The following is a 26,617-nucleotide window of genomic DNA, read 5'->3' on the forward strand; positions in this document are numbered from 1 at the left end:
TAAATTATAGCCTTATTATCAATCTCGATGATCTTTGACGATCAACATGACCATGCTAAATATGAATGCCATGAAGATGACAACAATGGCGAAAATACTTGTGTTATAGAGTCGCTCCGGCTGTTCGGGGTATTCAGGCATAAGAGGGCTTTGTAGGACACTCACCTGCTTCAGCTTTCGTGATGCCTCGATACGAGTATTCTCAAGTGCTGCCAGTGCATTGGAATACGTCTGCTTGGCGAAGTCAGCACGCAATTGCAGCGTTTCGTACTGACTTGAAACAGCATTCAGAGAGTTGCCCGACTGCTGTGCGAGACGCTTGCGCTCTTTATCGATCTGATCTCTCAATGCACGGATTTCACTTTCCGTACGCACCATGTCACTCGAACGAGCACTCTGATAACTGGCCAGCGCACTCTTGCGCGCTTTCAGAGAGGCTAACTGAGCCTCCAAGCTTGACACTACCATATTCAAGCTATCTACAGTTTGTGTTGGAGAGACAAGGCCATTCTCATTCTGGTAATCCAACAAAGCTTGGCGTGTTTTCTGGAAGTTCGTCTCCAGCAAGGCGACCTGCTTGTCAAGGAACTGCACCTGCTCTTCCGCCAGACGCTGTCCCATACCATTCATGTGTGATTCGCCTTCAAGCAACAACAACTTGGCAAACTGTTGTGCGAATTCAGGTGTCCATGCCTGTACCTTGATGTTCAGTACACCTGAATACTCGTCCATCTCTACAGCTACACGCTTCAAATAGTAATCGTGCAGTTGCTCAATTGGCGCGTCCTTGTCTCCCAAACGAGCAAAGAAATCGCCATTTTTACTATAATGCTGTCGAAAGTTCAGTTCATGCTGGACTTTCTTCAACATATCAGTGCTCAACAGATACTCACGCAACAGCAATAGATCGCCGTCACTTTTATCCCCAGTGAGCAACGAGCCGAAACTTACCTCGCTGGCCGCGCTGACCTGAGGGCTTTCCAGTACTACGGTTGCCTTGGCAACATAACGATCATCCGCCCACAAACTCCAGTAGAGCCCTACCAGAATGATAGCGAAAATGGCGACGAACCATTGAGGTTGACGCTTCATCAATTTGAGCATGTAAGACCCTTGTCACTATTATCGTTGAGAACGATCACTTGAGCTTCTGTACCAAACGCCTTGCGCCATGCAGCGTTTCACGCGCTTCATTCACGGCTTGGACGGAAGCTTGCCTTTCTCGTGGCTGGATATCTTGAGGAAGTTGTTCGAGCGCAATCTGCAAGCTGTCAAAGTGTGCCTTGGCTTCCTGATGGAATACCTGTGCTTGCGTGAGTGACGTCGTTTGCGAATTGGTCAGTTGATGCAACTTGCGCTCCAAGACATGAGCATCGCTGTCGTTGTGGTAAGCATCAATGGCGTCATTAATATCGTCATACCAATGGGCATGCCCGTCCCGTAGATAGATCCCCGCCTGGCATAACTCTCGCAGAATCCCGACACCATGCGACACCATGATCAGACTGGCCTTGCCAACCTTGTCCTTGAACGCCTTGGAGGCCTTGGCCTTGAAGGCGCGATCCCCCACCGACGTCGCTTCATCTGACAGATAGATATCGAAATCGAATGCAAGGGATAGGCCGAAATTGAGCCGCGAGCGCATCCCAGACGAATACGTCTTTATCGGCTGATCAAAGGCAGGACCTATCTCCGCAAAGGCCTCTACCCGGCGAATAATCTCGACCTCATTTCCATAGCCGCCATGTACACGAGCGACAAATTTCACATTCTGTCGTCCCGTCATGCTTCCCTGAAAGCCGCCAGCCAGACCGATTGGCCAAGAAACACTACTGTGTCGATTTATCTCACCCCGTGTGGGGCTGTCCATACCCGCAATCAAGCGCAGCAACGTGGACTTGCCAGCGCCATTGCCTCCAACCAGCCCGACGCTGACACCGTTGGGAATTGTGAGATTGACATCGTGCAACACCCACTCAGTAGCGCGATGCGTATGATATCGCTTGTAGACATGTTTGATTTCGATCATTGGGCTTTCAAGCGCTCCTTGAATCGAAGATGCATCAGCAGCCCCAGGGCCAGCATCCCCAAGGTCCACCACCAGAAATACAGCATGCTGGTGCCATGAACGACCTTGTAGCCTTCAAAGAAGCCATGCCTTGTATATTCAAGCCCATGCACGATCGGATTCAGCATCAAGTACTCAAGCAGATAATGTGGTAAGTGATTAAGCGGCATGATGACGCCCGATAAAATCAATAGCGGCATACTGAGCATTCTGACAATCTTTGCGATTTCAGGGATCAATGTCCCCGCGACCGATACCACGAGACTGAACCCAAATCCCAGCGCCCACAGTGATAACCAGCCGCTGATTGCTTGGAAGCCATTGTCAGGGAGAAAGTCAGTTCCCAACAGTAAAGCCCCCAACATGAACAACAGGAAGATCAACGTTCGGAGCAATCCATCGAGGAAATTCCTGACCAGAACACTATCCACTGGCTGTACTTGCCGATAGGCAAACAAAGCGCGATTCGAATGTATAGCTCCCACCCCTTGTGTAAGTCCTTCCCGCACCAAGAAGAACCCAAGCATTCCAATAATCAACCAGGGAATGAAGGGAGCATTTATAATGAGACGATCACCACCGATGAAACTACGCATCGTGACCATTACCAATACAAATGCCGCCGGCTCAGCGACCATCCAGAACCATCCCATACGATCAGTCATGGTACGGCCGATGGCTTCGCGCATAAACATGGCAAACCAGACACTTCGCGTCACGGCCCAAGCGGAGCGGGCTTTGGCTTTGTTATTCAGATCACCTTCAGCTCTACCAATTGAATTATCTAAGTCTCTAGGCATATTAGAGATCCAGTGCAACTTTGGTAGCAACAGCCACTTGATAAAGTATCTGGGTAATACTCGTTGCAAGCTGTAAATTCATAGTAGGTACACTAGGAAGTACTAACACTTCATCGCCAGCTCTCAAATCAACTTCTTCTGCGTTTCTAACTGCTCCGTTGCGTCTTACCACAAGCACCTGATCTTCATTAGCTCTACTTGTAAATCCACCAGCATTCTCAATATAGTCTGTAACTGAATAGCCTTGACTATATACCACTGCTTGAGGCACCAGAACTTCGCCACTCACTAAGACTGCATCACTGACTTCAGGTAAAGTCACAATATCGCCATTCTGTAAGCGCACATCAGCGATGTTCCCATCTCCACGAGATAGTACCAATGTTCCTGATGGCTCTACTTCCTTTGCTTTTTTTACAAACTCTTTGATTAGCTGTGCTTGAGTCACACGAGCTTGCAATTCATCTGTGGAAGAAGACTCGGCACCAAGGTAAGTTGTTTCCAGTCTTTCCAGACTTGCTTCTAAAGCTTCAGCCTGCTGTTCCTTGACACTCTCACGCCGGATGGAAACACTCCGATAGTCTGTCAGCCCTTTCGGCACCCCGACGGCATTGAGCAGTTCCCCCAGATGGGCATCGCGCGGCAGTGCATAACGCGACGGGCCATAGAAACTGCCTTCTAGCTGCACGACGATGGTCTCATCACGCTGGTCGGCACTGAAAAGCACTTCATCCCCTGAGCGCACATCAGCACCGCGGAATTCCGTCACCGGTAGATAGCGCGAGATGGGGCCGTCCGGACGTGAGCCCCGCAGCAGCACGTGAGACACACCCGACTTCAGTCGCGCTAGATTCAGTACATCTTCACCACTCAGGCGCGAGTCGGTGAGCTCATAGCGATAATCACGTTCGACATCCCCGACTACGCTGATCGCCGGGCCACGCTCCTCGACAACGACAGTATCCCCATCGCGAAACTGCGGACGAGCGATCTCACCGTTGATCAGGAAGTCATAGAGATCGACCGTATTGATGACGCGGCCATTACGCTTGATCTTGATCTTGCGGTAGCTGCCCAGAGCCTGGTCGATGCCACCGGCCTGATCGAGAAAATAGAGCATGGAATCATTCGGAGTCCCGGCATATCTACCCGGGTTCTTGACATAACCAGTAACGAACACTCCTACTGGCTGAACTCCCTGAAGATTAGTGTAGACACTGACATTCTCAGGATACACTTCTTGAATTGCTGCACGCACTTTGGCGTCCAACTCAGCGTTAGTGGTGCCCTGCACCTTCACCGGTCCGATACCGGGAAGGAAAATATTACCCTGTGCATCGACGGGTAGTACGGACTCGATCTCGACCCCGCCCCACACGCGAAGAGTGATCTGATCACCCGGCTTTATGGTATAACTACTATTCAGACCATCAGCCATCATGCCACGAAAACCGCCGGTGAACAGATTCTCTCCAAAGGGCGGTAGATAATCCGGATCCGTCATTTCTTTAGAAATAAGCGAACCATAAGTACCACTACGCCAATCAGCACGTGCGGTGTCCTTCACACTGTCTGTTTTCTCCGGAATTTTATCAGCCTGTTCTTCGCTAGATAGGATCGATCCACTATCTAGGCCAACAGCCAGTACAGGGGTAGCGTTCAGGCACGCTACCGCCACCAGGCACCCGGCCCGGAGCAAGAATCTGGAAATCGTCATCGGGCTAGGCCCCTCGTAGTGCAAAAAATAGTGCAGTGTCGGTCAGGAATTACAGTGCCGGCCATACCAGCCTGCCCCCTGTAATCGTCGTGTCACGCCAAGCCCGGTGCGGGCCTTTCAGCGAGATTGAAAAGTTGTTTAGAAGTTCCTCAGCGGGCTTCTTCAAGCAGGCCTGTCACCAACCGCTGGGTCACCCAGGTGCCCTCACCGGCCTTACCGTCATTGCTGATACGGCACGCCAGCTCCTTGCTGGGCAGATCACGCTGATTGGAGACCGTCAGCTTGCGACAGATACGCCCGCTGGCCGCGAAGTAGCGCTCATGGGCGACCACTTCGACATTGCTGCCCCAGGGGCTAGTCGGCATGGCAATCACGCTGCCGGGGGCCGCGCTGTCGAGAAATGACGAGACATCCGCCGGCAGCGACGCAGCGCCGGTCAGATTGGCCAGGTTAGTGCTGCCGGCACCGGTGGATTCCGGATAAGAGGTGGCGCAACCGGTGATGGCCAATGCTAGGCCTGCTACTGCCGCGAGGCGCACGACATGCGGCAAGCGCTGTTTGAATCGGGATAAAGTCATGTGAGAGTCCTGAAACGGCAAGCGCCCCCGCCTTGCGGCGAGGGCTGATCGGCATGAATGTATCAGCCGATAACGTTGTAGTGCTTGAGCTGATTGACCAGCTTGAGTGCGGTCTGCTCGAGGCTCAGTTCACCCGTGTTGATCTCAATTTCCGGGTTCTCCGGCGCTTCATACGGCGAGCTGATGCCGGTGAAGTCGCTGATCTCGCCGGCACGCGCCTTGCGGTACAGGCCCTTGGGGTCGCGCTCTTCGCAGACGCTGATCGGCGTGTTGACGAAGACTTCGATGAACTCGTCAGTGCCGACCATGTCACGCACGGTCTGACGATCGGCCTGGAACGGCGAGATGAAGCTGACCAGGGTGATCATGCCGGCATCGACCATCAGCTTGGCGACTTCGCCGACACGACGGATGTTCTCGGCGCGGTCATCTTCGCTGAAGCCCAGATCGCCACACAGGCCGTGACGCACGTTGTCGCCGTCCAGCAGGTAGGTGTTGTAGCCCATGGCGAACAGCTGACGTTCCAACGCATTGGCGGCCGTGGACTTGCCGGCACCGGACAGGCCGGTGAACCAGATGATGCACGGCTTCTGCTTGTTGCGATCGGCGCGGCGCTGCTTGGTGACCGCCATGTCGTGCCACACGATGTTGCTGGCACTCAGGGTCTCCTTGACCATGCCCGCACCGATAGTGATGTTGGACAGACGGTCAATGAACACGAAGCTGCCGGTATGCGGCGAGCGCTGGTAGCTGTCCATGGCCAGCGGCTGGGTCAGTTCGACCTGCACTCGGGCGATGCCGTTGAGCGGGATGTTCTCCGCTTCGTTGCGCGCCATGGTGTTGACGTCGGTCTGGTGGATGATGCGACCGACGCGACCGATGACACTGGAAGTGCCGAGCTTGAGCTCGTATTCCTTGCCGACGATCAGCGGGTCCTCATGCATCCACACCACATCTGCGGTGAAGGCGGTGCACGGCTCCAGATCGGAATCTTCAGCAACGATCATGTCGCCACGCGAGATATCGATCTCGTCGGTCAGCGTCAGCGTGACGGCCTGACCCGGCCAAGCGATGTCGAGATCACCGTCGAAGGTGACGATACGCTCAACGGTGGAGGTGCTGCCGGAGGGCAGAACCTTGATCTGCTGGCCCGGCGAGACGGTACCGGCGGCCAGGGTGCCGCAGTAGCCACGGAAGTTGAGGTTCGGGCGGTTGACGTACTGCACCGGGAAGCGCAGGTCGGTCAGGTTGCTGTCCTCGGTGACATCGACGGTCTCGAGGATGTCCATCAGCGGACGCGCCTCGTAGGCGGCATCGTCGTACCACGGAGTGTGCTCGCTGATGGAGACGACATTGTCGCCTTCCAACGCGGACAGCGGCACGAAGCGGATATCCGGAACCTCGAGGTCCTTGGCGAACTCCTTGTAGTCCTCGACGATCTCGTCGAAGCGTTCCTGGGAGTAGTCGACGATATCCATCTTGTTGACCGCGACCACCAGGTGCTGGATACCCAGCAGCGAGCAGATGTAGCTGTGACGACGGGTCTGGGTCTGCACGCCATAGCGCGCATCGATCAGGATGATCGCCAGGCTCGCGGTGGACGCCCCGGTCGCCATGTTGCGGGTGTACTGCTCGTGCCCCGGGGTATCGGCGATGATGAACTTGCGCTTGTCGGTCGAGAAGTAGCGGTAGGCGACATCGATGGTGATGCCCTGCTCACGCTCGGACTGCAGGCCATCGACCAGCAGCGCCAGATCGACCTTGCCGGTGGTGCCGCTCTTCTTGGAATCGCGGGTGATGGCGGCCAGCTGATCTTCATAGATCATCTTGGAGTCGTGAAGCAGGCGACCGATCAGGGTCGACTTGCCGTCATCCACGCTGCCGCAGGTGATGAAACGCAGCAGGTCTTTCTGCTCGTGTTCCTTGAGATAGGCTTCGATATTTTCCGCGATCATCGTCGACTGGTGTGACACTGTCATTCTCCCTGAACGAGGCCTGTCCGGCGCGAGCGTCTTGTGGCGTGCGAGGCGCGACGTGCGACGCTTCCAGCGCTAGGGACATCCCTCGTCCTGTCAATTTCGTTGAGTCTTGCTTGCCTTGAAGGATGCCATCGCCGTTGCTGGCGACGGAGCCGGATACCTGGCGCGTGGCCTAGAAATAACCTTCGCGCTTCTTCTTCTCCATCGAGCCTGCCTGGTCGTGATCGATGGCACGCCCGGAGCGCTCGCTGGTACGCGTCAGCAGCATTTCCTGGATGATTTCCGGCAGGGTTGCGGCGGTGGATTCCACGGCGCCGGTCAGCGGGTAGCACCCCAGGGTACGGAAGCGCACGGACTTCATTTCCGGCACTTCGCCTTCCTTGAGCGGCAGACGCTCGTCGTCGACCATGATGTCGAGGCCATCACGCTTCACCACCGGACGCACGGCGGAGTAGTACAGCGGCACGATCTTGATGGACTCGAGGTAGATGTACTGCCAGATGTCCAGCTCGGTCCAGTTGGAGAGCGGGAAGACACGGATGGACTCGCCCTTGTTGATCTTGGAGTTGTAGATATTCCACAGCTCCGGACGCTGGTTCTTGGGGTCCCAGCGGTGGTACTGGTCACGGAAGGAGTAGACGCGCTCCTTGGCCCGCGAGGCTTCCTCGTCACGACGTGCGCCACCGAAGGCAGCATCGAAGCCGTGCTTGTCGAGTGCCTGCTTGAGACCGGCGGTCTTCATGATGTCGGTATACTTGGCACTGCCGTGATCGAACGGGTTGATGCCCGCCGCGACGCCTTCCTGGTTGATGTGCTCGATCAACTCCATGCCGACTTCCGCAGCCATCTCGTCGCGGAACTTGATCATTTCCTGGAATTTCCAGGTGGTGTTGACGTGCATCAGCGGGAACGGCGGCACGCCCGGCGCAAAGGCCTTGCGCGCCAGGTGCAGCATGACGGCGGAATCCTTGCCGATGGAGTACAGCATGACCGGATTGGCAAATTCCGCTGCCACTTCACGGATGATGTGAATGGATTCGGCCTCAAGCTGCTTGAGGTGGGTCTGGCGTTCCGGTGTAATACCGAGTTTTTCGGCCGTAGATGATGCTGTCATTACAAGTTCCTTGAGATCACTCTGCTAGTTGTTCCTGCCCTCTCCACTTGCAGGCGCTGCTGCATGCCTTGAAGAGGCCCATGTATCCTTGACATGAGACTGACATCTTTAAAGGTCAGTCATGTGACGCCAGTATTGAACTGTGCAAGTACAAAGTTTCTAACATCACGCCCAAGGCGCGGCTGGCTTGACACAGACGATGAAATAGGGGTTAAGCACGCTGTCATGCTGGTTGTAACGCAGCGCCTGACGCGTTTCAGCATGCAGTACCTGACCACCTGCGGCTTCGACCACCGCATGCGCGGCACCGGTATCCCATTCACAGGTCGGGCCGAGGCGTGGGTAGAGATCTGCCGCCCCTTCCGCGACCAGGCACAGCTTCAGTGAGCTGCCCATGGCGACGATATCGCAAGCAGCAAAGTCAGCGACGAATGCCTTGAATTCTTCGGTCTGGTGAGAGCGGCTACCGACGATGCGCCAGCTGTCGGTGGTGCTCGGCACGTCACTGACGGCGATGGCCTGACGCTCACCGTCGCCAACCTGCTTCTCAGCGATGGAAGCCTGACCTTCCCCCTGCTGAGCACCGACGTAGAGCGTCTCGATGGCCGGCGCATAGACGACACCCATGGTCGGCACGCCCTGCTCGATCAGCGCGATGTTGACGGTGAATTCACCATTGCGCTTGATGAATTCCTTGGTGCCATCCAGCGGATCGACCAGCCAGTAACGCGTCCAGTTACTGCGCTCGTCCCAGCTGATGTCCGCGTCTTCTTCGGACAGGATCGGTGTGGCGCCGAACTCGGCATCCATAGCCTTCAACCCGTCGACGATGACAGCATGTGCTGCTCGATCTGCCGTGGTCAGCGGTGAGTCATCCGACTTCATATCGACAGTGAAGTCACCGCTCTTATAGATCTCCATGATGGCAGCACCCGCACTACGAGCAATCGACTCGAGAGAGGTCAACATCGGGCGTGTGTTACCTATGCTTGTCGCGTCTGTCATGTGCCTTCTTGTCCCCATGTAATGTCTTTCTTTGAACCGTACTCTACTGTCGCCAGCGAGACCCATTGAGGTCTGCTGACTTGCCACTGCTGTAAACGACGGCATTTTTGGCAGGTGTCTGTACTCATCTGAGGCCCAATAGCTGACTCTCTTGACCATCCATCATGGGGAAGCAATAAGCTTGCCATTGCCTCTACCAATCCACACTTAATTCATCCAGTAAACGGCCAGATCATCGGAATCAGGGTAACCGACGTCACCCCGACGATGATGCTCATTGGTAGGCCAACCTTCATGTAATCGGACACCTTGTAGCCCCCCGGGCCCATCACCATAAGGTTGGTCTGATAGCCTAGCGGTGTGAGGAAACTAGCCGAGGCCGCGAACATGATGGCAATCGCATAAGGCATCAGTGATACCCCAAGCTGCTCGCTGACCGCCATGGCGATCGGAAACATCAATACGGCGGCGGCGTTGTTGGTGATGATCTCGGTGAATAGCGTCGTGGTGAGATAGACGAGGGCCAACATTAGCAGCGGCGACCCCCCGCCTAGCTGCATGAGTTGATCCGCCACCATCTGGGCTGCACCGCTGTCGGTCATCGCCTGACCCAGCCCCAGGGCAGCGGCAATGACGACCAGCACGCTACCATCGATGCTGGCACGCGCCTGAGAGGCAGGGAGGCAACCGGTGAAGACCATCAGAATGGCGGCCGCCACCGCCGCCTCGACCAGCTCGGCCATGCCCGCTAGGTGCGTGATGATCATCAGACTCATGATGGCGAGTGCGATGGGCGCCTTGGTGAGGTTGGGCATGCCATTGCCATCCAGCGTACTGACCAGCAGGAATTCGCGGTTATAGCGATGCAGGCGCGTGAAATCGGCAGCGGCTTCCAGCAACAGGGTGTCACCGGGGCGCAGTACGATGTCACCGACCTTGCTGTTGATGCGCTCACCATCGCGTGACACGGCGAGAATCACGGATTGATAGCGTGTACGAAAGCGCGCTTCGCGCACGTTCATGCCGACGACGGGGGAGCTTGGGGCGATGACGGCCTCGACCATGCGGCGCTGGTGATGGTCTAGGTCCAGCCCTGCGGCATCGCTCTCCAGGCCTCGGAAAACACGCACTTCATGCGCCGTATCTGCCACGCCGACGAAGATGAGGCGATCACCGGACTGGAGCATGGTGTCAGGGCCGACCATGGACAGCAGCTTGCCGGAACGTTCTATCTCGGCCAGATAACCGAATTGAAGACTGCGCAAGCCTGCCTCTTCGATGCTCTTGTCGTGCAAGGGCCCCTTGTCGGCCACCCGCATGGCTACGGAATACTCGCGACCATTGCCGAGCTGCTCGACCAACCCCTTGCGCTGAGGCAAGAAACGCCACCCGATCAATACCATCCATAGGGTGCCGATGATCAGCACAGGCACGCCCAGTGCAGAAATATCAAAGATGCCGAGCCCGGGCAGATTGGCCTGGGACTGCAGCAGGCCGTCGACGACCAGGTTGGTACTGGTGCCGATCAGGGTGCAGGTACCGCCGAGGATGGCGGCATAGCTCATGGGCATCAGCAGACGTGAGGGCGAGATTTTCATGCGCGCGCACCAGCCCTGAACCAGGCCAATAAAGAGCGCGACGACAGGGGTGTTGTTCAGAAAGGCGCTGAGCAGCGAAGTGATAGGCATCAGGCGTGCCAGTGCAGAAGAGGGAGAACTGGGGCGTCCGAGCAGGCGCTCAAGCATCCAGCGGAGCGCACCGGTTTCCTGCACACCGGCGGCGACCACAAAAAGCGCGCCAATGGTCATGATGCCCGGATTGGCAAAGCCGGACAGGAAGGTCGCCGGCGAAATGACGCCGAGCAGGATCAGCAGCACGGCAGCTGCCATCATCAGCCACTCAGGGGGCCATCGATTCCAGATCAGTCCTGTCAGTACACCTATCGTGACGATGAGTGTAATGGCAGCGTCCATGTGCTGCGTGATATCCATCTACAGAGGTTCCCTTGGCATCCTGCCGCTTCTTATCTCTCAACGCATTCACTCGACTGCGGAACGCATACCCCACCGAACCTAACGAGAAAGTATCATCATCGAAGCGGAACACATTAGCAACAAACCTCATGCGACTAAAGCATGCAAAAATTCAGTCTAACTCAAAGCAAAATACTCAGACTAACAATTTGCCTGCTACCGTTTTGACCAGCAAAGACTTTGATTGAATTCATACGTTACTTTGCGTACTTTCCCTATTTGAGGACCCTGCGTCAACGGTAAAGCCGTGAGAGTTACAAAGGAGGCGCAGACGCCGCTAGTGAGCAGCCACTTTTTCAGTGCAACGGACCTTTTGCATGCTTAGCGCAATCAAAAAACAAGGAAGGTGGTTTTTCATGCTGTCTCGATACCCCTTTCTCCCTTGCTTCTCAAATCGTTGGAACCTCCCGTCCCATGGGGGCTCCGGCCAAGTGCTCTGTTTTTCACATGGTATCCTCAGTCAGCCACAGATTGCGGCATTCATTCCAGAACTCCTGCCGATGGAGAAAGCAAGCTTACGATTGTCCGTGGGCACACCCTCCTGGCTCCTTTCAGAGAATGGTCTGTCTTATGCCTCGAAATTTTTCGAAAGGCTCACTCCGGCTGCTAGAGAAAATGTAAGAAAATCACGACTTTTCGTTTTTTTATCTCATTCTAATGTCACTAATACCCGAAGGGCTTCCATCTCACGCACATTCGACCTTAGTAGAAAAGAAAACCCTAATTCAGCTAGCAACTGCTCACAAAATTACCGGGCAGTTGTCGGGTGGGGACACAAGGCGACGGCAGACCGTGCACGTGATTACGCTTGCCGGCATTCTCTGCCCTATATCGCACTCGAAGACGGCTTCTTGCGCTCTCTTTCATTGGCAAGTGCCGGCTACCCCGCCATGTCAATGGTCGTGGATCATCAGGGCATCTATTACGACGCCCGACAGCCCAGTGACTTGGAACAACTCATTCGTGAGGCTCCAGAACGACAGAGTGATGCATTGCTGGCACGCGCCAAGAGCGCCATTGAAGCTATACGTCATCACCGCTTGAGCAAGTATAACCATGCTCCAGAACGAAACCTGCCTGTTAGACGACGGACACGGCGGGTGCTGGTCGTGGATCAGACTTACGGTGATGCCTCAGTCACAGGTGGCCTTGCTACAGCGGAAACCTTTCTCAAAATGTTGAGCGAAGCCTGCGCCGAGCCTGATAGCGAGGTGTGGGTTAAGACACACCCAGACGTGATTTCAGGCAAGAAACAAGGCTACCTGCTAGAAGAGGCGCGACGGCATGAGTGCACCTTACTGAGCGAAGACATCAATCCCTGGTCACTATTCGAGCAGGTAGACGCGGTGCATGTAGTCACCAGCCAGCTGGGGTTCGAAGCTTTGCTTGCCGGCCTGCCAGTAACCTGTCACGGCCTTCCATTCTATGCCGGCTGGGGGCTAACGGAGGACCGTAAATCCAGCCAACGTCGTCAGCAGCCGCGTAGTCTTGAGCAGGTGTTTGCAGCGGCTTATCTTGAATACACCCGCTATGCCAATCCCTACACGGGAATGCGCGTCTCACTAGAGAATATCCTCCAGCTGCTGGCAGACCAGAAACGACTGGCGGCAAGGATGGCAGCTCACTGGATCGCACCCGGTTACTCACGCTGGAAGCGTGGTTTCCTGCCATCGTTCTTGGGCCCTTCGGCAAGATATGACTTCGTAAAAAATGAACGTCAAGCATGCGAGGTACTCTCAGGAGAGCCTCCTGAGGAGGCACTACCTTACCGAGTCCTTTGCTGGGCCAGTAAGATCACCCCAGCGGTTACCCGGTCGGTCAAGAACAAGGGAGGGAAGCTCTGGTATATCGAGGACGGTTTTCTACGCTCAGTAGGCCTAGGAGTCGACCTGACACGCCCACTATCCCTGGTAGTCGATGACAAGGCGATGCATTTCGATGCCGAGCATGCAAGCACACTGGAAGAATGGCTAGAGCATCACGAGTTGGATGATGGTGAACTTAAACGCGCTCGCGAGTTGCGAGAGCGCATCATTGCGCTGGGGTTAAGCAAGTACAACTCTGACACCGACAGTCTCCCGGATCTTAGAGCCTTGGCAGGCGAGCGCGAAATTGTGCTGGTAGTCGGCCAAGTAGAATCAGACGCCTCGATCCGGCATGCCTGCCCGGGAATCAAGACAAACCGTCAGCTGCTGGAAGCGGCACGGGAATTGCAGCCTGATGCCTACATAATCTATCGGCCGCATCCTGACGTTGTGGCAGGGGGGCGCCGGGGCGAGATTGCAGCCCAGGGTACGCCGGAGGATCTGGTGCTGACTTCCGGTGATATCAGCCAGCTCTTCGAGCAGGTCGACCATGTCCACACACTATGCTCCTTGGCGGGCTTCGAGGCGCTATTGCGCGGCGTGGAGGTCACGACACACGGCCTGCCATTCTATGCAGGCTGGGGACTGACAAATGACCGCATCAGTTGCGAACGTCGCACGCGACATGTGAGCTTGGACGCCCTAGTGGCAGGCGCCCTGATTGAATACCCGCTGTATGTAGACATGAAGTACGGGCATCACTGTAACGCCGAGACAATTGTCACGATTCTGGAACAACAGCGCGCCATGCTGAGAGATGGTAGCAACAAACATTCCTTGCCTTGGAAAACACGGTTATACCGAGGCTATCGCGCACTCTTCATCGGAAAACACTGACCTATGCGACAAGGATGTCTAGCGTTACCGATCAATAGTTCGCCATACTCAAGCCTACCGACTGCTGATGAGCTGGGCGCGCCCTCAGGTGAGGCGTCAGTGTCCCCCTTACGCTTCAAGCTCTCTGAAGAGAGTCACTTGCCACGCCAGCCGTCCAACAACACACCACGTTCTGATCAAGCTTCTTCAACAGCTTCGAAGGGTGGGAGCCACTACCCGATGCACGATCGTCGTCGAGTCTTCCTGTTACTCCAAGGCGTCTGCTCGCCCTTCTTTCTACATCTGGCGAAAAAGCTCAAGCAAGATGGCCATGAAGTCATCAAGGTCAACTTCAATAGCGGTGACAGCTACTACTGGCGCCATGACAAGGCTTACGCGTATCGCGGCAAGCTCGAAGACCTCGGCGACTGGATCACCGAACTCTGGCGCAAGCACCACGTCACGGATCAGGTTTTATTCGGCGACCGACGCCCAGTGCATCGTGATGCTGTACTCAAGGCAGAGTATCTCGGTATTCGCACCCACGTATTCGAAGAGGGCTACTTTCGTCCCTACTGGGTGACACTGGAGCGCGAAGGCGTCAATGGGCATTCCCTTTTGCCTCGCGATCCAGACTGGTTCCTCGAGGCAGGGAGGCATCTTGAAGATGCCCCAACGCCACAGCGCTTCAAGGCGCCATTCTGGGAGCGTGCACGTCACGACATGACTTACCATCTGGCTGGGGCTGCCAATCCACTGCTGTTCCCACGCTATCGACCCCACAGCATTAACGCGGTGGAAGAGTACTGTGGTTATGCCACGCGCCTTCCCCTGATGCGCTGGTACAAGCGTCGAGATGCCGGACGCATCGAACAGCTAATGCGCAGTGGGGCCCCCTTCTATCTGCTGCCCCTACAGCTCAATACCGACGCCCAAATTCGTCACCACTCGCGCTTCTCTAACATGCAGGAAGTGATCCAGCGAGTGATGAAGAGCTTTGCCCTGAATGCTCCCAGCGGAGCACGGCTCGTTATCAAGAACCACCCGCTGGACATGGGGTTGGTGGATTACGCGAAGCTGATTCGAAAGCTTGAGCGCCGCTATGATGTGATCGGTCGCGTCGTCTACCTGGAAAGTGGCAATCTGGAAAACCTCCTTCAGCATGCCAGGGGGATGATCACCGTCAACAGCACCACCGGCAATGTCGCACTTCAGTATCGTTGTCCGACGTATTGCATGGGAGATCCAATATTCAACTTGCCTGGCTTGACCTTCCAAGGATCCTTGCATGACTTCTGGATCGACGGCACGAGACCGAATACGACCCTGTTCCGAAGCTTCCGCAATACGGTCATCCATACCGTGCAACTCAATGGGGGGTTTTACAGCAAGCCTGGCATGCAACTCGCTGTAATAGGAGCCACGAAGATACTGTGTGCCGAGCGCTCTCCCTTGGAGCAGATGATGAGCCGTTGCTGAACATGCCTTAAGACTGATGGACCAAGCATTGAGGTGAGACACGCCAATGATGGCAATATCTCTCACCCGACCTAGAACGAGAAACGCAAGGGAACTGCCGACCTTCGGTGTCGGGATTCAAGGAGAGCAAAAATGACGGCCATGCCCCCCCAGCAGCCAGAACCCACCGACGCAGAGTGCGACGATGGCACTCACCGACCAGCAGAAAGTAATACCCGGGCGACAACGACGAAGGATGCCAGCCGCCTGCGGCGCGTCCTGATAACCGGCGCAACGGGTGAGATCGGTGGTGCTCTGGCGCGCGCTTACGCCGCAACCGGCACCACGCTGATCCTCACCGGCCGCAAAAAGCGCAAGCTCGATGCGATTGCCGGCGAATGTCGCGCTCTGGGCGCCGAGGTGGAGTGCACGGTACTCAACCTTTGCGATGAAGAGACATTATTCACTTGGCTGGATGAAGTGTGCGCACGTGGTGTGCCAGATATCGCTATCGCCAATGCCGGTATGAATACCGGTATCGGCCCCCAAGGAAATGGAGAGCGCTGGGAGGATTCTCGTCGCCTGCTGCAGACCAACGTAGTGGGCACACTCGGTATGGCCCACCACCTCGCCATGGCGATGAAGCAACGTGGCAGTGGTCAACTGGTGCTACTTAGCTCGCTTGCCGCTTGGCACGGTTTAGCTCTCACTCCAAGCTACAGCGGTAGCAAGGCAGCAGTGAAGGCCTATGGCGAAGGACTGAGAAGCTGGCTAAAGCCCTACAACGTCGGGGTAACAGTGGTAATGCCCGGCTATGTCACCTCACCGATGTGTGAGGCAATGCCTGGCCCCAAACCCTTCGAGATGCCCCCCGAGAAGGCCGCATGCCGCATCCTCAAAGGTGCTGCCCGCAATCGGGCCCGCGTCAGTTTCCCCTTCCCGCTCAATTTCGGCTGCTGGTGGCTAGGTGTATTACCCGCCAGCATCTCACAGCGCCTGTTGAGCCTCTTCAATTATACTCATTGAATGGCTGCCTCACCGTCGCTCTGACCACTTGAGTGATGCGCTTTCCCCGAGAGCATGAAGTTAGATGAAGGAATTCAGGCCCCGCCTGGGCCTGAGATGGTGGCGATTTGCGCTACAACACTAGATAGCTGTTGCCCTGGCGCAGCTGACGAGGTTGGAATTACATGGAGTTTGTCATTGCGCTGGTGTCTTTCATGGTCTGGCCACTGCTTGTAGGTCTTCTAGTCACGCAGGTGCTGGAGCACCTTATCCTGCGTCAGATGAACTCGGCTCCGGTGAGTTTCTGGCATCGCCCCAAAAGCGCCCAACTAGCGCATGGAGCATATTGGTGCGCCAGCTGGTCACTGTGCACCTTGATCACCCAGCGCCCCTGGTTCTCGCTGATCGTCGTCAATGCGTTGTGGCTGGTGGTACTGCAGGTCAGCCACACCAAATACGTGTCGCTGCGCGAACCATTCCTCAGCCAGGACTTCGAGTACTTCACCGACGCCATCAAGCACCCGCGCCTGTACATCCCCTTCTTCGGCATCGGGCTGACCATCGCCGCGACCTCGGCCGGGGCGCTGGCGATCGGTCTGGGACTCTGGCTCGAGCCCGCGCTGGGCTTCTCCGCCGCCTACTCAGGCAACGCCGCTGTGTGGCTGGTACCGTTGATCAGCGTACTGATCGGCGCGAGCGTCCTGGTCTACGCCCTGGGCAACCGTCTGGCCAGCAAGGTGATGCTGGTGCCCGAGTTCGACCTCAGCGAGCTGGGCATGGTGGCCTACCTGCTGGCCTATGCGCGACTGGCGCGTCGCCCGCTGACGCCACTGCGCAATCCGTTGGAGGAGGCACAGCGCGAACTCGAGGCCACCTTGCGCGAACTCGATGACAAGGACGCCACCAAGACACTGCCCCATGTCGTCAGCGTGCAGAGCGAATCCTTCTTCGATGCCCGCCGCGTCTACCCTCGGGTACGTGACGACCTGCTGCCGAACCTGGACCGCTGCCACTTCACCGCCCTGGCCCAGGGGCTGCCGTGTGGTCGTCTGGCCGTGCCGGCCTGGGGCGCCAATACCGTGCGCACCGAAACCGCCTTCCTGACGGGCCTCACCGCCGAAGAGCTCGGCGTGCACCAGTTCAACCCCTACCATCAGCTGGCGCGTCGCGCCGTGCCCAATCTGGCCGCCAGCTACAAGGCAATGGGCTATCGCACGCTGTGCATCCACCCTTACCCGGGCACCTTCTATCTGCGCAATCAGGTGCTGAAACAGCTCGGTTTCGATGAATTCCTCGACATCGCCCACTTCAGCGATGCCGACAGGAGCGGCCAGTACATCAGCGATGCCGCCGTGGCCGCCAAGGTCGAAGACTGTCTGCTGGAAGCCGGCGACACGCCGTTGTTCATCCAGGTGATCACCATGGAGAATCACGGCCCGCTGCACCTGGAAACCTTCGACAGCGCACGTCTGCCGGAGTGGTATGACGGAGACCTGCCGGAGAATTGTCAGGAACTGGGCATCTATCTGCGTCACCTGGTGAATGCCGACGCGATGATCGATCAGCTCACCACCGCGCTGGCGCGACTGCCGCGCGGCGGGCTGCTGTGTTTCTATGGAGACCATGTGCCGATCATGCCCGAGGTCTATGCGATCCTGGGCGAGCCCAATGGCGTGACCGATAGTTTCATCTGGTCCAGCGCCCTGCCGGAGTCCGACGACACCGCCCGCCAGACCATGGCGGCCGTGCGCGACAAGGACCCGGAGCTGATGGAGTGGGCCCTCGACTGCGAAGGGCCTTTCAAGACTGACGAGCAATGCCGCAAGGGCGACCCGCGCGTCATCAATATCGATACATTAGGAAGTGCGCTGCTGAAGGCGACCGCGAAACATGCTCGCCACAGTGCCGTGACTCAGAAGTTCAGGAGCTTGTCATGACCCGACGCGTTGCCATCATCGGCGCAGCCAGCCGTTTCCCCGGCACCACTCAGGCCACCCTGTGGGACGACCTCCTGGCCGGCAAGGACATGGTGACCGAAGTCGCCGACGACCGCTGGAGCAAGGAGTCTCTCTCGCACCCGGACAAGAAAGCCCCGGGCATGAGCTACAGCTTCGCCGCAGGTTCACTGGGCGACATCACGGGCTTTGACCCCGCCTTCTTCGGCATCAGCCCGCGCGAAGCCGCCAGCATGGACCCTCAGCAACGCATGCTGCTGGAGATGAGCTGGGAAGCCATCGAGCACGCCGGTATCCCGGCCGAGAAGATGCGCGGCTCACGCTGTGGCGTCTTCATGGGTATCGCAAGCCTGGATTATTCCTATCGCATGGCGGATGACCTGAGCGCCATCGGCCCGAATACCGCGACCGGCAATACCTCCAGCGTGGCCTCCAACCGCCTGTCGTATGCCTTCGACCTGCATGGCCCGAGCCTGTCACTGGATACCGCCTGCTCTTCTTCAATGGTCGCCTTCCATCAGGCCTGCCAGTCGATCAGAAGCGGCGAGACCGACATGGCGCTGACCGGCGGCATCAGTCTCCACCTGCATCCCTACGGCTTCCTGATCTTCTCCAAGGCCACGATGCTGTCGAAGACCGGCCGCTGTCAGGTATTCGATGAAGCCGGCGACGGCTATGCGCGCTCCGAGGGCGGCGGCGTATTCCTGCTCAAGGATCTCGACCAGGCCATCGCCGATGGCGATCGTATCCTCGCCGTGGTGGCCTCTTCCGTGGTCAATACCGACGGCTACAAGTCCGGGCTGACCGTGCCCAACCCGTCGGCGCAGATCCAGTTGATGGAACAGGCCTGCGAGCAGGCCGGCATCAGGCCGGACGAGATCGACTATCTCGAGGCCCACGGCACCGGCACCGCGGTCGGTGATCCGCTGGAAACCCGCGCCATCGGCGCGGCCATCGGCCAGAAGCGCTCCAGCCCACTGCCGATCGGCTCGATCAAGAGCAACATGGGCCACCTGGAAACCGCCTCAGGCGTGGCCGGCCTGGCCAAGGCACTCGGCGTGATCGCGCACCGTGAAGTGCCCGCGACGATCAAGATCCAGCGTCTGAACCCGAAGATTCGCACCGACGAGTGGAATCTGGATATCGTCACCCAGCCGCGCAAGCTCAAGGCGGACGGGCGTCTGGTCGTCGGCGTCAACTCCTTCGGCTTTGGTGGCGCCAATGCCCATGTGCTGCTGGAAAGTGCTCCCGAACAGTCGGTAGCGCAACCGAGCAGTGAAGGTGAACAGACGCCGCCGCTGCGCCTGAGCGCCCGTTCCCCGCAAGCGCTCAAGCAATCCGCGCTGGAGCTGGCAGAGCACCTGCGTGAGCTCGCCGCCCACGACATGGCGCCCAGCCTCTACGATCTCGCCTGGCAGCTGGCCGCCCGCCGCGAGCACCATGTGCATGGCGCCCTGCTGAGCGCAGAAACCTTCACCACCCTGCTCGAGGACCTCGATACCCTCGGCAGCGAGGGGGATCTCGGTGACCATCCGCGCATCACCCTGGCAGACCGTCTGCCGGCATTGCCGAGCGCCAGCGACAATGGTGCATCGCCGCGCCATGGCGCAAACGCCCTCAGCAGCGCGCAGGAGCGCGGCCCGGTGTTCGTGTACTCCGGCAATGGCTGCCAGTGGGCCGGCATGGGCCGTGCCCTGCTGGAAGAATCCGCCAGCGTGCGCGCCTGCCTGGAGCGCCTCGACGCCGCCTTCCGCGACTTCAATGGCTTCGAGCTGCTCAAGGAACTGGACGGCAGCCTGAGCGAGAAAGGCGAGAACCGCCTGGACGCCACCGAGATCGCCCAGCCGACGCTTTTCGCACTGCAGGTCGCGGTCACCGAATGGCTGATCGAGCGCGGTATCCGCCCCGCTGCCGTCACCGGTCACAGTGTCGGCGAAGTCGCTGCCGCCTGGGCCAGTGGCGCGCTGACGCTCGAACAGGCCACCCGCGTCATCTTCCAGCGCAGCTACCACCAGGGGCGCACCCGGGGCACCGGCGCGATGATGGCCGTCGGTCTCGGCGAATGCGAGATGCGCGAGTGGCTGGAGCAGCCGCAATGGGCGTCGCTATCACTGGCTGGCATCAATGGCCCGCGCGGCACCACCCTGGCCGGCGAGCGTGAGCTGCTGGAAGCGCTGAGCAAGGAGCTCTCCGCCCAGGGCACCTTCGCGCGGGTGCTGGGGCTGGATTACGCCTTCCACAGCCCGGCGATGGACCCGATCAAGCCCGGCCTGCTCGAATCCCTCGACGGCCTGACGCCCCGCGCCACCCATACCCCGTTCATCTCCACCGTCACCGGCAGTGTCATTGCCGGCGAGCAGCTGGATGCACGCTACTGGTGGGAGAACATCCGTCAGCCGGTCATGTTCGAGGCCGCCGTCACCTCACTGGTCAACTGGCACTCCGACGCGGAAGAGAACGCTGCCCTCGGCCGCCATCGCCTGCTGATCGAGATCGGCGCGCACCCGATCCTGCGCAGCTACCTGAACGACATCCTCAAGGCGCGTAGTGAAGAAGCGCCCGCCGGCCAAGTGCTCGCCAGTCTCGACCGTCGCCATGCCGGGCTAGATGCCCTGGAGCATCTGCGCGGTCGCGTGCTGCTTTCCGGCGCCGTCGACATCACCGGCCTGTTCCCGGTCGCCGGTCAGTTCGTCGAGCTGCCAAGCTACCCGTGGCAACGCATCCCGTGCTGGATCCAGACCACCAGCGAAAGCCAGCGTCTACTGGATCGTCATTACGTACATCCGCTGCTCGGCTATCGTCTCGCCCAGCAACGCCTGACCTGGGAAGCTCAGCTCGACACCCAGAAGGTCGCGTGGCTGGCCGATCACCAGGTCGGCGAAAGCGCCGTCTTCCCGGGGGCCGGCTATCTGGAGCAATGCCTGGCCGCCGCCCACGAATGGCAGGCCGCCAGCGCCGATGCGGGCAGCCTGCCCGACGTGCTGGACCTGGAAGACTTCGAGATTCGCGCCCCGCTGCTGCTCGATGACAGCACGCTGCGCCTGACCCGCCTGTCGCTGGACAGCGCCAATGGCGCCATGCGCCTGGAGAGTCGTGAAACACGCGCGGAAGATGCCGACAAGTGGAACCTGCACGCCGTGGCGCGCGCCTTCACCGCCACGCGTGGACGCCTGCTGGAGCGAGCCGCCCCGATCATGCCGACTCGCGCCGCCGATTTCGGCCGCGATGAGCACGTGGCGGCTGCCGCACAACTCGGCCTGCATTACGGCCCGCACTTCCGCGCCGCCGAGCAGATCTGGGTCGACGCGGGCACCGACCACCACGCAGCGGGCACTGCGCGTCCGCAGGTGCTGGCCCGTTTCTCGCTGACCGAGGAAATGGCCAGCCAGGACGCCGACTTCCACCTGCACCCCGGCGTGCTCGATAGCGCCTTCCAGCTGTTCATTCCGCTGCTGGGCGTGCTCAAGGGCCAGACGGCGGCCAGCAATGGCATGGCCTTCGTGCCGGTGCGCGTCGGACGCCTGCAGGTGCGTGAGCAGGTACGTGCCTCGCAAATCATCACGGCACGAGTCGTGCTGCGCTCGCGTGGCCCGCACTCCCTGTGCGCCGACTTCGAGCTGTTCGATGCCGAAGGCCGCGCCGTGGCGGTTGCTGAAGAGGCCCGCTTCCGCGCCGTACGCCTGGGGCGTGATGGCACGGCGCATCTGGATTACCTGGATATCGAACTGACTGCCGCACAGCACCCGCTCACTCAGCCGTCCACGCCGGCCTTGGATCTCGCAGGCCTGGTGAATGACGCCATGCAGGCCACAGAGGCTGCCGATGACGGTGAGGATGGTGAGGCGAATGTTGGTGAGAGTACTGGTAAGAATGTTGGTGAGAGCGACGCGGCCGCCAGCGCACAGACTCTGCTGGCCGACAGCCAATGCTTCCGCGATGAGCTGGAGCCGCTGCTCGACAGCCTGATGCTCGCCAGCGTCCACGAGACCCTGCTGCGTCACGCCGCGCCGGGCGACCCGGAGCTGGCCCATCTCGATCACGAGGCGCTGTCGCGCTGGCAGCGCCGTTGCCCGCTGTTCAGCCGTGCCTTGCTCGACTGGGCCGAGTCACAAGGCCTGACGGAAGCACTCGACAGCGGCGACTGGCAGATCAATTCGCTGGATCTGCCCGCCGCCAATGATATCTGGCAGCTGCTGGTACGCGACTACCCGGGCCAGTTCCCGCTGACGCATGCCGCCGGTCGCCTGCACCTGCACCTGGATGAATGGCTCAATCGCGGCATGCCCTTGGGCGGGACTCAGTCAGAAGATCGCTCGTTGGGCGGTGCTCAATCAGAAGGGGCTCAGTCAGAAGGGACTCAGCTGGACGGCACCGCTGATGAAGTGGTGGCAAATCGCGAGGCGCTGCTCTCGACGGACGCCAGTGCCGCACTGGAGCATCTGCGCCAGCCGCTGATCCCGACGCTGCTCAAGACGGCGATCGGCAATGCCGGCTGGCAGTGGTTGAGCGCACAGCTCGATCAACGCATCAGCAGCGCGCTTGCCGCCCTGCCTGCCGGCCAGCGCCTCGATGTGCTGGAGCTGGGTGCCGGCGGCCCCTGGCTGGGCCAGCGTCTCGCGACACTGCGCGAGGCGGATGCACGCAACGGTCGCTACGCGGCGCTGGATTACCGCTTCGTGGCCGCAAGTAACGGCGCCCTCAGTGAAGCCAATCGCCTGCAGGATGACCTGCCGCTGATCGACGTGATCGCGGGCGAGGACTTCCAGGACACCGCCACGCCCCACAAGACGCAGCTCGCCATCGTGCATCTGGACTTCGAGGCACCGTCACAGGCGCGCGAGCTGCTGACAGCGCTGATCGCACGCTTGGCCCCCCGCGCACAGCTGCTGCTGTGTGGCTGTGAACCGGCGGCTTGGGCCGGGCCGATTCTGGCCCTCGATGATGGTGAGCAGCTGCGCAGCCATCCGGGCATCGCGCAATGGCAGCGTCTCTTGACCCAGCTGGGCCTCGACATCGAGTCACCAGCGCCTGCCAGCGATAGCCTGGCCAGCGATCACCTGGGTACTGAAACATCAGGCGCCTGGTGGCTGTCCGCGACGCTGGCCGCTCAGGCACCGCTTGCGGCTCTTGCGAAAACCGCTGAAGGCCAGATGGCGGCAAGTGGATCAGTCGAGAGCGAATCAGTAGCAAGCCAGGCCGCCACGCTCTCCATCGCACTGCTGGATTGCCCTCAGGCACCGGCGGAACAAGCACTGCTGACGCGCTTGAGCGACTCACTGACCCCGCGTGGTCATCAGGTTAGCCATCAGCGCCTGTCAGCCAGCCTGCCCGCGGACATGTCCGCATTGATCAAGCAACTTGGCGACGTTGATCACCTGATCGCGCTACCCAGCGCTGCGGCGACAGACGAGCAAAATGGAGCGGATCAAACCAATGCCCTCCAGTGCGCACGCCAACAGCTGCTGACACAGGTCGTCCAGGCCTTTGACAGAGCCCAGGAGCAGGACGATAGCCGCCTCGCCCCGACCCTGTGGGTGCTGACACATGACGTGGCGACGCTGTGGCAGACAGATGGCACCCCCGCAGCGACGCCACCGGCGGATGCGGCCAGCTGGGGCTTTGCGCGCAGCCTAGCCAACGAGAGCCAGTCACTGGCCATTCGCCTGCTGGATACGCCGACGCTTGAGCACGACGCCGCCTGCACGCCGGCCTTGATGGGCGCGCTGGTGCAGGAACTCGAAGCGCCTGATCATGAGCAGGAAGTGGTGCTGGATGCCACTGGCGCGCGCTTCGCGACACGCCTGCGTCAGGTGGCGGCGCCTCAGCAGGCCGCTGGTGGCGAGAGCTCCCTCTCGCAGATCTCAGGCTCGCAGACCTCAGGCGCTCAGCGACACGGCGTCAGCCTCGGCTTCAGCCAGCCCGGCCAATTGCGCAATCTGGAATGGCAGCCACGCATTCTGCCCGCCGTGGCAGCCGGCGAAGTCGAGGTGCGTGTCGAGGCGACCGGCCTCAACTTCCGCGATGTCATGTACACCCTCGGCCTGCTGTCGGATGAAGCCATCGAGCATGGCTTCTCCGGCCCGAGCCTGGGACTCGAGTTCTCCGGCATCGTCACTCAGGCCGGCACCAATGCCGAATTCAAGGTTGGCGATCGCGTGGTCGGCTTCGGCCCGGCCAGCTTCTCCGACCGGCTGGTGATTGCCGACACGGCGCTGGCCCATGTGCCCCACGGCGTCAGCCTGGAAGCCGCGGCGACCATCCCGACCACCTTCTTCACCGTCTACTACGCGCTCAAGCATCTGGCGCGGTTGGAAGAAGGCGAGAAGGTACTGATTCACGGCGCCGCCGGCGGCGTGGGCATCGCGGCATTGCAGATCGCCGAGTGGCTGGGCGCCGAGGTGTTCGCCACCGTCGGCTCGCCGGCCAAGCGCGACTTCCTTGCCCTGATGGGCATCGACAACGTCTATGACTCGCGCAGCCATGGCTTCGCCGAGGATATCCTGGCCGATCTCGCCGCGCGCCAGCAGCGCGATCCATCCGTCGATGCCCGCGGTGTCGATGTGGTGCTCAATTCGCTGGCCGGTGAAGCCATCGCCCAGAATCTGCGCGTGCTCAAGCCGTTCGGGCGCTTCTGTGAGCTAGGTAAGCGCGACTTCTACGAGAACACCCCGATGGGGCTGCGCCCGTTCCGCAATAACCTCAGCTACTTTGGCATCGATTCCGATCAGCTGATGAAGGAATGCCCTGGCCTGACCACGCGCCTGTTCCGCGAGATGATGGCACTGTTCGAGGACGGCACCCTGGCGCCTCTGCCCTACACCACCTTCGATGCTGGTCAGGTGGTCGAGGCCTTCCGCTACATGCAGCAGGCCCGCCAGATCGGCAAGGTCGTTGTCACTCAGCGCGTAGCCGGACACACCACTGAGCAGACAGCTAGTGCAGTGCCCCCTCAGCGCGACGCATTAGCGGCCAATCAAAACACACTGACGATCGACCCGGCGGGCAGCTATCTGGTCACCGGCGGTCTGGGCGGCTTTGGCCTGCGCAGCGCCGAGTGGCTGGCTGCGATGGGCGCGCGTGAGTTGGTCCTGCTCGGGCGCTCCGGTGCAGCCAGTGAAGAAGCGCAACAAGGCGTCGCACGTCTTGAGGCCCAAGGGGTGAACGTGCATGCGCTGGCCTGTGATGTCGCCGATGACGCCGCGTTATCAAAGGTGTTCGCACGCTTCGGCAAGTCCGCTGACGCCGATGGCATCGCACCGCTCAAGGGCATCATCCATGCCGCCGCGGTGATCGATGATGCGCTGATTCGCCATCTCGATGCCGAGCGCATCCAGCGCGTGATGACGCCGAAACTGGAAGGTGCGCGCCTGCTGGATCGCCTGAGTGCCGAGCATGCGCTGGACTTCTTCGTGCTCTACTCCTCGGCCACCACCCTGTTCGGCAACCCGGGACAGAGCGTCTACGTGGCGGCCAACCACTGGCTGGAAGGGCTCGCCGCCAACCGTCGTGCGCGTGGCCTGCCCGCCACCTGCGCACGCTGGGGCGCGATCGAGGATGCCGGCTTCCTGGCACGCAACGAGAAGACCCGCGAAGCACTCAAGAATCGCCTCGGTGGCGACGCGCTGATGGCAGACCACGCGCTGGCCTGTCTCGGTGAGATGATCAGTGCAGATCAGCACGCCCAGGCACTCGGCCTGCCGGGACGCTCATTGGGCGTGCTGGAACTGGACTGGGGCGCGCTTGCACGCTTCCTGCCGACCGCCGCCACGCCACGCTTTGATGAAATCGCCCGCCGCGCCGGTGAGGATGACAACAGCCAGGCGCAGCAGGATGATATCGCCGCGGCACTGGCGGGCTTGAGTGGTGAAGCGTTGCAGACCGCCATCGTCGAGATTCTCAAGGGCGAGCTGAGCAAGATTCTGTTGATCGACGCCAGCGCCATCGACGTCAACAAGAGCGTCTACGACATGGGCTTCGACTCGCTGATGGGGGTCGAGCTGATGACGGCGGTCGAGGCGCGCCTGGGCATCAGTATTCCGGTGATGATGATCAGTGAAGCCGCTACCCTGTGGCGCCTAGCTGACAAGATCGCGCAAAAGATGACACGCAAAGACGAAGTGGAGGAACAGCAGCAGCCGACCAGCTCCTTGGCACAACTCGCCAAAGCGCACGGCGAAGAGCATGTCCCGCTTCCCATGAGCGAGGCATCCACCGTCAAGTAGTG

The 26,617-nt window shown here is 59.4% G+C and carries 14 protein-coding genes; 5 read left to right on the forward strand and 9 right to left on the reverse strand.

Annotation, left to right across the window (positions count from 1 at the left end):
• Positions 1 to 18 precede the first annotated feature (18 nt).
• From AC26AR_RS09870 to AC26AR_RS09910, 9 genes are all read right to left on the reverse strand, one after another.
• Complete coding sequence (locus AC26AR_RS09870) at positions 19 to 1,104, reverse strand: KpsE/RkpR family capsule polysaccharide export protein (RefSeq protein ID WP_488106897.1); 1,086 nt, start codon at positions 1,102 to 1,104, stop codon at positions 19 to 21.
• Positions 1,105 to 1,138: 34 nt separating this feature from the next.
• Positions 1,139 to 2,029, reverse strand: a complete 891-nt coding sequence (locus AC26AR_RS09875; RefSeq protein WP_488106898.1) for an ABC transporter ATP-binding protein — start codon at positions 2,027 to 2,029, stop codon at positions 1,139 to 1,141.
• A complete protein-coding gene (locus tag AC26AR_RS09880; protein ID WP_488106899.1) occupies positions 2,026 to 2,868 on the reverse strand; it encodes an ABC transporter permease in 843 nt (280 codons plus the stop codon). Before AC26AR_RS09880 ends, AC26AR_RS09875 begins: the two co-directional genes overlap by 4 nt.
• Position 2,869: 1 nt before the next feature.
• Positions 2,870 to 4,585, reverse strand: coding sequence for a polysaccharide biosynthesis/export family protein (locus AC26AR_RS09885; RefSeq protein WP_488106900.1), 1,716 nt, complete (start codon positions 4,583 to 4,585; stop codon positions 2,870 to 2,872).
• Positions 4,586 to 4,734: 149 nt separating this feature from the next.
• Positions 4,735 to 5,163, reverse strand: a complete 429-nt coding sequence (locus AC26AR_RS09890; RefSeq protein WP_488106901.1) for an RT0821/Lpp0805 family surface protein — start codon at positions 5,161 to 5,163, stop codon at positions 4,735 to 4,737.
• Positions 5,164 to 5,225: 62 nt separating this feature from the next.
• Positions 5,226 to 7,136 (reverse strand): sulfate adenylyltransferase subunit CysN, encoded by a 1,911-nt coding sequence (gene cysN / locus AC26AR_RS09895; protein ID WP_488106902.1) that lies wholly within the window; start codon positions 7,134 to 7,136, stop codon positions 5,226 to 5,228.
• 178 nt (positions 7,137 to 7,314) lie between these two features.
• Complete coding sequence (cysD, locus tag AC26AR_RS09900) at positions 7,315 to 8,256, reverse strand: sulfate adenylyltransferase subunit CysD (protein WP_488106903.1); 942 nt, start codon at positions 8,254 to 8,256, stop codon at positions 7,315 to 7,317.
• Positions 8,257 to 8,421: 165 nt separating this feature from the next.
• Positions 8,422 to 9,279: a 3'(2'),5'-bisphosphate nucleotidase CysQ gene (cysQ, locus tag AC26AR_RS09905; protein ID WP_488106904.1), complete on the reverse strand. Its 858-nt coding sequence runs from the start codon at positions 9,277 to 9,279 to the stop codon at positions 8,422 to 8,424.
• Positions 9,280 to 9,473: 194 nt separating this feature from the next.
• Positions 9,474 to 11,252 (reverse strand): SLC13 family permease, encoded by a 1,779-nt coding sequence (locus AC26AR_RS09910; protein ID WP_488106905.1) that lies wholly within the window; start codon positions 11,250 to 11,252, stop codon positions 9,474 to 9,476.
• Between the two features lie 359 nt (positions 11,253 to 11,611).
• Between AC26AR_RS09910 and AC26AR_RS09915 the strand changes: the two genes are divergently transcribed.
• The 5 genes from AC26AR_RS09915 (at position 11,612) to AC26AR_RS09935 (ending at position 26,615) form a co-directional block, all read left to right on the forward strand.
• Complete coding sequence (locus AC26AR_RS09915) at positions 11,612 to 13,996, forward strand: capsule polysaccharide biogenesis protein (protein WP_488106906.1); 2,385 nt, start codon at positions 11,612 to 11,614, stop codon at positions 13,994 to 13,996.
• Positions 13,997 to 14,215: 219 nt separating this feature from the next.
• A complete protein-coding gene (locus AC26AR_RS09920; protein WP_488106907.1) occupies positions 14,216 to 15,454 on the forward strand; it encodes a capsule polysaccharide biogenesis protein in 1,239 nt (412 codons plus the stop codon).
• Positions 15,455 to 15,586: 132 nt separating this feature from the next.
• A complete protein-coding gene (locus AC26AR_RS09925) occupies positions 15,587 to 16,459 on the forward strand; it encodes an SDR family NAD(P)-dependent oxidoreductase (protein WP_488106908.1) in 873 nt (290 codons plus the stop codon).
• A gap of 353 nt (positions 16,460 to 16,812) precedes the next feature.
• Positions 16,813 to 18,375, forward strand: coding sequence for an LTA synthase family protein (locus tag AC26AR_RS09930; RefSeq protein ID WP_488106909.1), 1,563 nt, complete (start codon positions 16,813 to 16,815; stop codon positions 18,373 to 18,375).
• Positions 18,372 to 26,615, forward strand: coding sequence for a type I polyketide synthase (locus tag AC26AR_RS09935; protein ID WP_488106910.1), 8,244 nt, complete (start codon positions 18,372 to 18,374; stop codon positions 26,613 to 26,615). The genes AC26AR_RS09930 and AC26AR_RS09935 overlap by 4 nt, the downstream gene beginning before the upstream one ends.
• Positions 26,616 to 26,617 lie beyond the last annotated feature (2 nt).

The organism is Cobetia sp. PS-4MA, assembly GCF_057670765.1.

Bases quoted from the DNA above. Each gene is read 5' to 3' on its own strand.
- AC26AR_RS09870 (WP_488106897.1), bottom strand. From the start codon at position 1,104: ATGCTCAAATTGATGAAGCGTCAACCTCAATGGTTCGTCGCCATTTTC.
- AC26AR_RS09875 (WP_488106898.1), bottom strand. From the start codon at position 2,029: ATGATCGAAATCAAACATGTCTACAAGCGATATCATACGCATCGCGCT.
- AC26AR_RS09880 (WP_488106899.1), bottom strand. From the start codon at position 2,868: ATGCCTAGAGACTTAGATAATTCAATTGGTAGAGCTGAAGGTGATCTG.
- AC26AR_RS09885 (WP_488106900.1), bottom strand. From the start codon at position 4,585: ATGACGATTTCCAGATTCTTGCTCCGGGCCGGGTGCCTGGTGGCGGTA.
- AC26AR_RS09890 (WP_488106901.1), bottom strand. From the start codon at position 5,163: ATGACTTTATCCCGATTCAAACAGCGCTTGCCGCATGTCGTGCGCCTC.
- cysD (WP_488106903.1), bottom strand. From the start codon at position 8,256: ATGACAGCATCATCTACGGCCGAAAAACTCGGTATTACACCGGAACGC.
- cysQ (WP_488106904.1), bottom strand. From the start codon at position 9,279: ATGGGGACAAGAAGGCACATGACAGACGCGACAAGCATAGGTAACACA.
- AC26AR_RS09910 (WP_488106905.1), bottom strand. From the start codon at position 11,252: ATGGATATCACGCAGCACATGGACGCTGCCATTACACTCATCGTCACG.
- AC26AR_RS09915 (WP_488106906.1), top strand. From the start codon at position 11,612: ATGCTTAGCGCAATCAAAAAACAAGGAAGGTGGTTTTTCATGCTGTCT.
- AC26AR_RS09920 (WP_488106907.1), top strand. From the start codon at position 14,216: ATGCACGATCGTCGTCGAGTCTTCCTGTTACTCCAAGGCGTCTGCTCG.
- AC26AR_RS09925 (WP_488106908.1), top strand. From the start codon at position 15,587: ATGACGGCCATGCCCCCCCAGCAGCCAGAACCCACCGACGCAGAGTGC.
- AC26AR_RS09935 (WP_488106910.1), top strand. From the start codon at position 18,372: ATGACCCGACGCGTTGCCATCATCGGCGCAGCCAGCCGTTTCCCCGGC.